Source organism: Candidatus Anaeroferrophillus wilburensis (genome assembly GCA_016934315.1).
Classification (GTDB): Bacteria; Desulfobacterota; Anaeroferrophillalia; order Anaeroferrophillales; family Anaeroferrophillaceae; genus Anaeroferrophillus; species Anaeroferrophillus wilburensis.
In genome coordinates, this window is sequence record JAFGSY010000021.1 from 85088 (window position 1) to 94295 (window position 9208).

The following is a 9208-nucleotide window of genomic DNA, read 5'->3' on the forward strand; positions in this document are numbered from 1 at the left end:
ACTTTTCCCTTGACAAACCGTAGAAATGGAGTTAGCCTCTCATCTTCTTTGTTCGGGCCCATAGCTCAGCTGGCAGAGCCACCGGCTCATAACCGGTAGGTCCCTGGTTCGAACCCAGGTGGGCCCATCGGCTTTATTGCAGTGGATGATGGTATATTTCAAGAAAAATTGTCTTGCGGACCACGGGAGGAGCAGCACCCCTCCGCAGAGGCGGACATCTGAGAAGTAAAAGTGCACCCGAAAACAGGGTGCACTTTTTTTATTCCGGCGGTAAGGGAACGAGGGATGACCACCCATGGGGAGCTGATCTCCTTTATTGAAGAGCTTGTCCCGCTGCGCTACAGCGAGGCCTGGGATAATTGCGGCCTGCAGTTGGGCGATCCCCATTGGCCCCTGAAGGGCATTCTGCTGGCCCTTGATGTGACCCCTGAGGTGGTGGCTATGGCGCAAGAATTGGGGGCCAATTTTATTTTTTCTCACCATCCGCTGCTGCTGACACCGGTCAAAACCATTCGTGCCGACCAGTTTCCCGGTACGGTTGTCCAAGCGGCGTTGACCAACGGGATCAGTGTTTATGCAGCCCATACCAATCTGGATGTGATTCCCGGCGGCGTGAACGACGTCCTTGCGGACCTGTTGGGATTGATCAACTGCAAGGTCTTGAGTCCCACCAGTGAAGTTGCCCGCTATAAGCTGGTAGTCTTTGTGCCGCCGGAAAATCTCGAAGAGGTATCCGATGCTGTTTTTGCTGCCGGTGCCGGGAAAATCAACCATTACAGCCGTTGCTCGTTTGCCGGCGCCGGTACCGGTACCTTTTATCCCATGGCCGAAGCAACCCCCTATTACGGGGAAGTAGAAGAGATGAACGAGGTGGAGGAATTCCGCCTTGAAGTCAGCGTCGAGGAGTATGAGCTGGGACAGGTCATTGCCGCCTTGCTGGATGCCCACCCGTATGAATCCCCGGCGTTTGATGTCTATGCCCTGGAGCAGACGGGCGAGGCATTGGGGCTTGGACGGCTTGGTGAATTTCCTCATGCCATGAGCCTGGGGGCGGCAGTAGGATTGATTAAGGGGAAGCTGGCTCTTGCCGGGGTTCGGGTTATTGGTGCCGGAGCGCCGGGTGGTGAGCGCCAGGAGGGGCAGGTCAAGCGGATAGCCGTATGCGGCGGCAGCGGGTTTTCCCTCTACCAGTCGGCGGTGGCTGCCGGGGTTGACCTTTATGTGACCGGCGATGTGAAATACCATGATGCCCGTCTGGTGGAAGCGATGGGCGTGCCGGTGGTCGATGCGGGGCATTATGCCACCGAAGTTCCAGTTCTGACAGTCATGCAGGAGGAGTTCCGGCGTTTTCTCCGCCGCCGCGATGATGGGCAGATCAAGGTTGATGTGTGTGCCCGGGAAAGTGATCCTTTCCAGGGATGGTAAAAGAACATGAAAAAAGTAATACAATTGGTTGAGGAGGAACTATTTTGGAAGACCAGATTCAGTCTTTATGGCGGTTGCAGGAAATTGATCTCACTCTTGGAACCTTGCGGGCGCAGCAGGATACGTTTGGGGCCGCCCTGGCCCAGCTGAAACAGGAAGTGGCCGAGCTTGAACAGGTGCTGACCGGCCTGCAGGCAGAGATTGAAAAAAAGCGTTTCGATCGACAGAAGATTCAGCACGAGATTGAACGGCTGCGGGAGATGGTCAAGCAGTCAAAAGTAAAACAGTCCCAGATTAAAACCAATAAAGAATATTTTGCCGCCTTGAAAGAGATTGAAACCTGTGAGAAAGAGATCAATATCCAGGAAACCGCTCTCCTCGAACTGATGGAAGAGATTGATACGCTGCAGAGTAAGGCTGATGACCAGGCAAAAGTACTGGCGGACAAGCAGGAAGTCGTTGCCGTCCAAGAAGGCAGCATGGCTCAAAGGACGGCTGAACTTGACCAGGAGATAAATGGCTGTGCGCAGGAGCGCCAGGCGGTGGTTGATGTCCTTAATGATCGGCTGCTGGCTCGTTATAATCGTATACGGGGCCGTTTTGCCAACGCGGTGGTCAGGGTTGAAAACGGGACATGCATGGGCTGTCACGTCAATGTCCCTCCCCAAGTCTATATCAATCTTCTTAAAGGCGAGGATATCCTCAATTGTCCCAACTGCCAGCGGATTATGTTCTGTGAACCGGAAAAACAGGACTGAAGCGGCCATTCAGCATGAAGCACTGCAGGCGTTGCAGGTACTGGTGGAAACCAAAAGCTTTTCTGCCACCGTCGCTGCCCTTCCCGGGCTGACCACCGAGCGCTTGGTTGCCTTGCTGCGGACATTTCTGCCGGAAACGCCGGGATCACCGGAGTCGCAGGTCGGTACCGAAAGACAGGAGGGACCCCGGCACGATGACCGAAATATTGCGGTTCTGGTCGCCGGGCAGAAAACGATTCTGTTTACCGATGGTGCTTCGCGGGGAAACCCCGGCTTGGCCGGGGCCGGCTATCTGGTGACCCTTGCCGATGGTACCGTGGTCCGCGAGGGAAAACGTTTTCTCGGTGAGCGGACCAACAACGAGGCCGAGTATGATGCCTTGATTGACGGGCTGCAGCTGGCGCAGAAACTTGGTTGTCGGGAATTGGAGGTGCGTGCCGATTCTCAACTGATGATCCGCCAGTTGACCGGCCACTACCGGGTGAAGAATCAACGTCTCATTCCGTTGGTGCTGGCGGTGAAAAAGCTGGCAGCGGCCTTTGACCGGATTTCCTATGTCCATATTCCCCGCAGTGACAATCAGCTGGCTGATGCCCTGGCCAATCAGGCCATTGATGCGGTGCTGAAAAAATAGTTGTGCCGCCGATTCCCTTTCCCTTTTTCCTGTGTTATACTTGTGTGGTAAATGTGCCGGAGTAGACCGGATGACCGCCGGCATCCTTCGTGGGTGCGGGAGGAAAGTCCGAACACCGCAGGGCAGGGTGCTTCGTAACGCGAAGTCCTGGCGACAGGCAGGAAAGTGCCACAGAAAGCAAACCGCCCCGGCCCGGCCGGGGTAAGGGTGAAACGGTGAGGTAAGAGCTCACCAGCGCCGGTGGTGACATCGGCGGCTCGGCAAACCCCACCCGGTGCAAGACCAAATAGGCTCTATTTATCCAGCAATGGATGGCAGGCGGCCCGCCTGAAGGCAGCAGCCGGGTAGAGCGGGTAGGTTGCTTGAGGTTGCGGGCGACCGCAATCCTAGATGAATGGTCATCGCTCTTCCTTTGGAGGAGAACAGAATTCGGCTTACAGGTCTGCTCCGGTACGTTTTGATCTTTTGAGGAACGATGATGAATCACCTGCATGGTCTGGGTAAACTGCTGCTTGCTGCCGGTCTCTGCATGGCTGTTCTTGGCCTGGTGCTGGTTTTTGCCGGCCAGATTCCATTTCTTGGTCGGTTGCCGGGAGATATTCTTATCAAAAAAGATGAGACAACGTTCTTTTTCCCCCTGACAACCTGTATTATTGTCAGTATTCTGGTGTCCCTGGTGTTCTATCTGTTTCGCCGTTAAGGAGGGTCTGATGATCAGGAAAAGCTATTCCAAAACAGGCAGGGTATGCCGGGTTACCTTCCGGTTGCCGGCTGAGGTAGGGGCTGCTACCGCGGCTCTTTGCGGTGAGTTCAATGATTGGGATGTGGCTGCCAATCCGATGAAGTGCCTGAGTGACGGCTGCTTCAGTATTACCATTTCCTTGGCTGCCGGCCATAACTACCGCTTCCGCTATCTGCTGGATGGCGACCGCTGGGAGAATGACGGCCAGGCGGACGGCTATGTTTTCAATGTCTTCGGCAGCGAGGATTTCATTGTCGGGGTCTAAGGGGGGAAACAGGCGCTGATGCGCCCCCTCCACCTTGGGTTCCCAGCCTGGCTTGCTGGATCCGCACCAACGGGCACAAAAACGCCTTGAAAACCGGCTGGCGCACCGTGACGACTCTCGATTCGCGGCGGCTTTACTGTACGGCAATAAAGATGGGGTTGTTATAGGGCCATCATTTTTAGCTGAATGATGCCCGTTAGTTCGCTGATGCACATTCTTCGGACATGTTCCCCCATTGTTTCAAGGGCAGGGGTAACAAAGCCAGTGGTGCTGATGATGTCCTGGTGGTCAACATGGGGGTGATTCCCGGGGTTGCTGGCGGCATGATGGTTGAAGCGTCTGCAGCGATTATTTTCCATGATCGCCATTTTCTGCATCGTCGTCACTGTCGTAGAGTTCGGGATAGAGTTTTTTCGTGCATTCCGGGCAGATGCCGTGGGTGAACTCCGCCTGGGTGCGCTGCTCCAGGTATGATTCAATCCGGTTCCAGTAGCCTTGGTCGTCGCGGATCTTTTTGCAGGAGGCGCAGATGGGCAGCAGACCGCTGAGGGTTTTTACTTCCCGCAGGGATTGTTCGAGTTCGCCAATCAGCCGTTCCCGTTCGTCGGCCGCCTGCTTGCTGGCGGTAATATCGCCAATCACCCAGAGGACGCCGGCGGCCAAATCAGGATTTGGACTGGGGTCGAGAGCTTTGCCGGAAAGGAGGCACCAGACCGGCTCGCCGTTTTTCTTTTTCAGCTGATACTCAACGTGTAGCTGTTCGCCGGCCACCATCTGGTCATAGAACCTGGCGCCGAACTCCTCGAAGTTCTGCTGGGAGAGATGCAGCTGGCGCGAACTCATGCCGATCATCTCGTCCACCGAATCATAGCCGAAGATTTGCGCCAGTCGCCGATTGCCCCTGGCCAGAACCCTTTCTCCTTTGAGCAGGATGATGCCGACCTGGCTGTTGGCAAAGATGGCTTCCAGCTCTCTCGACGTCTGCCGCAGCTGTTGCTCAACCTGTTTGCGGGCGGCAATATCCTGTTCCAGCTCCCAAGTCCTTTCCTGTACCGTTTTTTCCAGCTTCTTTTGATGCTCCCGCAGCTCCTTTTCCAGTTGCCGGCGGCTGACAATTTCATCCCGCAGGCGGCGGTTGATGATCACTGCCTTGCGCAGCAGGAAAAAGCTGATCACCAGGACCGAGATGACCACCAGAGCGATGAAGATGATTGCCTGCCGGTGATAATGCCGATGCCATTTTTCGCTGTAGATCTCCACCTCCTTGAGTCTTTTGTTGCTGTTGTAGAGGAGCTGGTTGGCATCCTCGGTGACCCGGGCAAAAAAAGGCGCAAAGTCCTTGAGGAGTGTCTTGATGCTGTCGATGGTCTGCAGCCGTTCAGGCTGCTTGTCGGCCAGCATGTAAAGGTAGCGCTGTTCCAGCTGGCCGGCCAGTTTATTGATCTGCTGTTCGAACTCCTGCAGTTTTGGCCTCAGGCTGATGATTTCCAGGTTGTAAAGCTGATGGCCGATGGGAACATAGCTGATGGAGGTGGTAATGGCATCGATGGCCGGTAGATTGAGTGGTATGGTTCTGGCATAGTCGCCGCCTTTTTCGATGACGGCCAGCAAGGTTCTGATTTCATCGATCTTGGCCTCCATCTTCTGCCGGCAGAGCTGCTGGGCCAGGGGGTGGATAGTGGTGGCCATCTGGAAAAAACCGCTTTCCACCTCTTTGAGGTCGTTGACGATCCATTCACTGATAACCTGACGGTCTTCCTGGTTTTGCACCCGCTGCTTGAACCTGGTTCCAATATCCAGCAGATAAACGTTGCCGGCAACCAGCAGTAGATAGCCCGCAAGGACAATGCCGAGGAGCAGAGAAAACAGTGGGATGATGGTTTGCCTGCGTTTTTTTGCCGTTGGTTTGTGCTGTTCGTCACTCATGGTTGGACACCGTTCAGGAAACCGTGTTTTTTGAAAATTTTCCGACCTGCTGGAGAGGTGCAATAATCCATGAATTGTCTCGCTATCTCCGGGTATGCCGAGCAGGAAAGCAGTCCCAGGACCAGGCGTTCAGGGGTTGCGTAGTCAGCCTTGATGGCAACTGCCTCCATGATGGAGCGGTTTTCCTGCCGGCAGGTGGTTGCCCGCCAATTAATGGTCAGGTCGGCACTGCCCTCCCGCAGGGCTTTGACCAGATCCTTAGAATCAACGGTCAAAAAGATGGCGTTTTGGTAGGCGGCATCGTAGATTCCCCTTTTTTTCAGGATGGCTGCCGTTTCCCGGCCGATGCTGCCGGTTTCCGGATTGGCAAGTACCACCCGGTGGCGTTCGTCGGTGAGGCAAATAAGGTCGCCGGTGATCTTGCCGGGGTTGCCCTTGGGGACCATCAGGGCGGCCTGGTTGTAGCCCACCGGGGCGGTGGCGGCAATCAGCCCTTCATCGGCGCAGGCGGCAATATACGACTCCGCGCCCGGCAGAAAGAGATCCCCCAGCTGATTGGCTTTCAGGCAGCGGTAGAGTTCACCTGAGCCCCCCTTAATAATCTTGATGACGCAGTCGTTTTCTTTTTCCATCAGGTCGGCAATCTCTCTGATCGGCTCGATCATGGTCATGCCGCAGTAGATCAACAGCTCCTTTTGTGCCTCATCCTCATCAAAGGGCTTTGCACAGCCGCTGGTGATGATTGCCAGTACAGCCATGAAAACGATGGCAATGGTTGGTGTTCTTCTGGTGCGTTGCATTGGTTATGGCTTCTTATCCTGCGGATGGTTTGCTGCCATCCAGCAGATGGCGGATTCTGTTTTTGACCTCAGTAATCGTGTACGGCTTATTGATGAAATTTTCCTTGTTCAGGAATTCGATCTCTTTGAAGGACGCCATTTCTGTGTAGCCTGACGTGAAGATAGTCCGTATCTCAGGATTGATTGCCAGCATCCTGTTGCTGAGTTCTTCGCCGTTGATCCCCGGCATAATGAGATCGGTAAACAACAGGTCAATGGATTGTTCATGTGAGGCAGCTTTTTCAAGGGCCTCCTGACCGTTGGCTGCGGTGATAACGGTATAGCCCGCCTGCTGCAACTGCAGACTGATGATCTCCCTGATCTGATCTTCATCCTCAACCAGCAGAATGACCTCGCTGCCGCCGGCAGCCGTCGGTTTTTCTGCCTGTTGCGGTGGTGGCTCTTCCCCTGCCATGATCGGCCAGTTGATTGTGAACCGGGATCCGTGGCCGGGGTTGCTGTCAACGTAGACGCTGCCGTTGTTCTGCTTGACAATGCCATAGACGGTGGAAAGGCCGAGGCCGGTGCCTTTCCCCCGTTCCTTGGTGGTGAAAAACGGTTCAAAGATGTGGCTGATAGTCTCGTTGTCCATGCCGCAGCCGGTATCACTGACCTCAATCTGCAGATGCCAGCCTGGAACACTGCCCGGATGATCGGCAACATAGTCTTCATCCAGGCAGACCTGTGAAGAGGCAAGGGCAATGGTTTTGTGGGTTGATTGACTGTTGTTGATGGCATCCTTGGCGTTCAGCACCAGGTTGATGATCACCTGTTCCAGCTGTCCCGGGTCAGCATAGATGGGAGCAGCCTCATTGTCCAGGGTGACATCAAGGTGAATGTCCTCACTGATCAGCCGGCGAAGCATTTTCTCAAGACCCGGGATCAACGTCTGTGAATGGACCGTTTCGGGCAGAATAGTTTCCTTGCGGCTGAAGGCCAGCAACTGCCGAGTCAGCCTGGCCGCCCGTTCGCCGGTTTTTTCGATGCCGTTGATGTAAGACCACAGCTTGCTGTCCTCTTTGATCTGTCCCAAGGCCAGTTGGGCATAGCCGCTGATCGCGGTGAGGATGTTGTTGAAGTCGTGGGCCACGCCGCCGGCCAGCTGGCCGATGGCCTCCATTTTCTGCGATTGCAGCAGCTGCTGTTCCAGCCGCTTTACTTCGGTGGTGTCCCGAAAAATAATCATGTCGGAAACAGAACCATCATCATTGACGATGGGAGAATGGGAGATATGATAGGAGTGGTTGTCTTTGGGGCTGACAATCTCTGATTCAAAATGTTTTCCGCTGGAGGTCTGCTTCCCCTTACACCATGGGCAATGCTTTTTGAACCCATGGATGGCGGCATAGCATAATTCCCCTGTGGCATCGTATCCCAGCAGGGCAACCATCGCCGGGTTGACATACTCTATCCGATAATCTTCTGAACAGATGAAGAGAGGATCATGCATAGCTTCCATCATTGCCCGGTATCTTCTTTCACCGGCCACCAGTTTTTTTTCGGCCTCCTTGATTTCTGTCATATCCATGAAGGTAAAGGTGATGCCGGCTGAAATGTCGTCAAGATTCTGGGGGGTCATGCTCAGCAGGGTGTTGATGGAATGTCCGTCTTTGTGCCGCAGACGGGCTTCCAGAGAAATGGTTCCCAGGTTCTTGAACTGCAGTTCCTGTTTCCTGCCCACCTGTTCATATTCTTCCTGGGTGAAGTAGACCATGCGCGCATCCTTGCCGATCAGCTCATCCCGTGAATAGCCCACCAGGGTGCAGAATTGCTCGTTTACCTCCTGGAATATTCGCTTGATGACCACCCCGATTCCTGTTGGTGCGGTGCGGAAAATGCTCATCAGGGTTGCTTCCCGTCGTTGCAGGGCTTCCCGGGTCTTTTGTTGTGTTTGAAGATAGCGCTGGAACTGCAGAAACATGAAGAAAAAGCTTACCAACCCCAGCAGCCAGATGAAGGAGAGGGTGCCCAGCACTTTTTTGGAATGGGCCAGCAGGTCGGCAACCATTGGGGTCATCGATACCGCCACGCTGACCCCGCCGCAAATATCACCGGCTTTATATCCCTGCCCGGCATGGCAGGTCAGGCAACGTTCGTCGGTGACCAACGGACGCATCAGGCGTACGTGGGGTTTTCCTTCGATTGAAAGGACCTCGATAACCTCCGCCTTGCCCTGTTTAAAGGCTTGGAGAGCCTGTTTCTCCCAGGCATCAGGGTGGTTTTTCCGATTCAGGGGGTTAAGGCTGGCGATGTGTCCCCGGTAGCCGAACTCCCGGCCGGCGAAGTCATGCACCATTTTAGTCATGGTAACCGGATCGATAAAGGCCAGGCGGACGCCTGATGTTGTTATGAGTTCCTGGTCGTCCAGTACCGCAATCGCTGGTGGAACCGTTCCGTTTTCCGGTATCTGGACGTAGATACCGCCGAAATCAGCTGTCCAGCATCGATAGGCGGCTTCCTTGTTGAAGGTGTCCCTGGCGATGTCAATGGCGGTATTGACAAGGAGCTGCTGGTGGCCATGGTAGTGGAATGCCGTCAGTGAGGCGATGAGCAACGTCCAAAATGTCAAGGCGGCAAGCAGATAGAGGTGGGGCCCCTTGGCAGACACGAATTGCAAAA

General features: G+C 54.7%; 9 protein-coding genes, 1 tRNA gene and 1 other RNA gene. 7 read left to right on the plus strand and 4 right to left on the minus strand.

Going from position 1 to position 9208, the window contains the following annotated elements:
* The first annotated feature begins 54 nt into the window (after nt 1-54).
* From JXO50_05440 to JXO50_05470, 7 genes are all read left to right on the plus strand, one after another.
* Nucleotides 55-127 (plus strand) — tRNA-Ile (locus JXO50_05440).
* Nucleotides 128-285: 158 nt separating this feature from the next.
* Nucleotides 286-1425, plus strand: a complete 1140-nt coding sequence (locus tag JXO50_05445; GenBank protein ID MBN2332535.1) for a Nif3-like dinuclear metal center hexameric protein — start codon at nt 286-288, stop codon at nt 1423-1425.
* A 44-nt stretch (nt 1426-1469) separates the two neighbouring features.
* A complete protein-coding gene (locus tag JXO50_05450) occupies nt 1470-2183 on the plus strand; it encodes a hypothetical protein (protein ID MBN2332536.1) in 714 nt (237 codons plus the stop codon).
* The gene (locus tag JXO50_05455; GenBank protein MBN2332537.1) at nt 2080-2817 is read left to right on the plus strand and encodes a ribonuclease HI family protein; all 738 of its coding nucleotides are present in this window, start codon (nt 2080-2082) and stop codon (nt 2815-2817) included. Before JXO50_05450 ends, JXO50_05455 begins: the two co-directional genes overlap by 104 nt.
* A gap of 58 nt (nt 2818-2875) precedes the next feature.
* Nucleotides 2876-3270, plus strand: an RNA gene (rnpB, locus tag JXO50_05460) — RNase P RNA component class A.
* A gap of 34 nt (nt 3271-3304) precedes the next feature.
* A complete protein-coding gene (locus tag JXO50_05465; protein ID MBN2332538.1) occupies nt 3305-3517 on the plus strand; it encodes a DUF2905 domain-containing protein in 213 nt (70 codons plus the stop codon).
* Between the two features lie 10 nt (nt 3518-3527).
* The gene (locus JXO50_05470; protein MBN2332539.1) at nt 3528-3824 is read left to right on the plus strand and encodes an isoamylase early set domain-containing protein; all 297 of its coding nucleotides are present in this window, start codon (nt 3528-3530) and stop codon (nt 3822-3824) included.
* 161 nt (nt 3825-3985) lie between these two features.
* Here the strand turns inward: JXO50_05470 and JXO50_05475 are convergent, their stop codons facing one another.
* The 4 genes from JXO50_05475 to JXO50_05490 form a co-directional block, all read right to left on the minus strand.
* The gene (locus tag JXO50_05475; protein MBN2332540.1) at nt 3986-4183 is read right to left on the minus strand and encodes a hypothetical protein; all 198 of its coding nucleotides are present in this window, start codon (nt 4181-4183) and stop codon (nt 3986-3988) included.
* On the minus strand, nt 4173-5750 hold the full coding sequence (locus JXO50_05480; GenBank protein ID MBN2332541.1) for a PAS domain S-box protein: 1578 nt from the start codon (nt 5748-5750) through the stop codon (nt 4173-4175). The genes JXO50_05475 and JXO50_05480 overlap by 11 nt, the downstream gene beginning before the upstream one ends.
* Nucleotides 5747-6550 carry a substrate-binding domain-containing protein gene (locus JXO50_05485; protein ID MBN2332542.1) on the minus strand — a complete coding sequence of 268 codons (804 nt, stop codon included), beginning with the start codon at nt 6548-6550 and terminating at the stop codon, nt 5747-5749. Before JXO50_05485 ends, JXO50_05480 begins: the two co-directional genes overlap by 4 nt.
* Nucleotides 6551-6563: 13 nt before the next feature.
* A partial coding sequence (locus tag JXO50_05490) for a PAS domain S-box protein (GenBank protein ID MBN2332543.1) occupies nt 6564-9208 on the minus strand: 2645 nt, incomplete at its 5' end.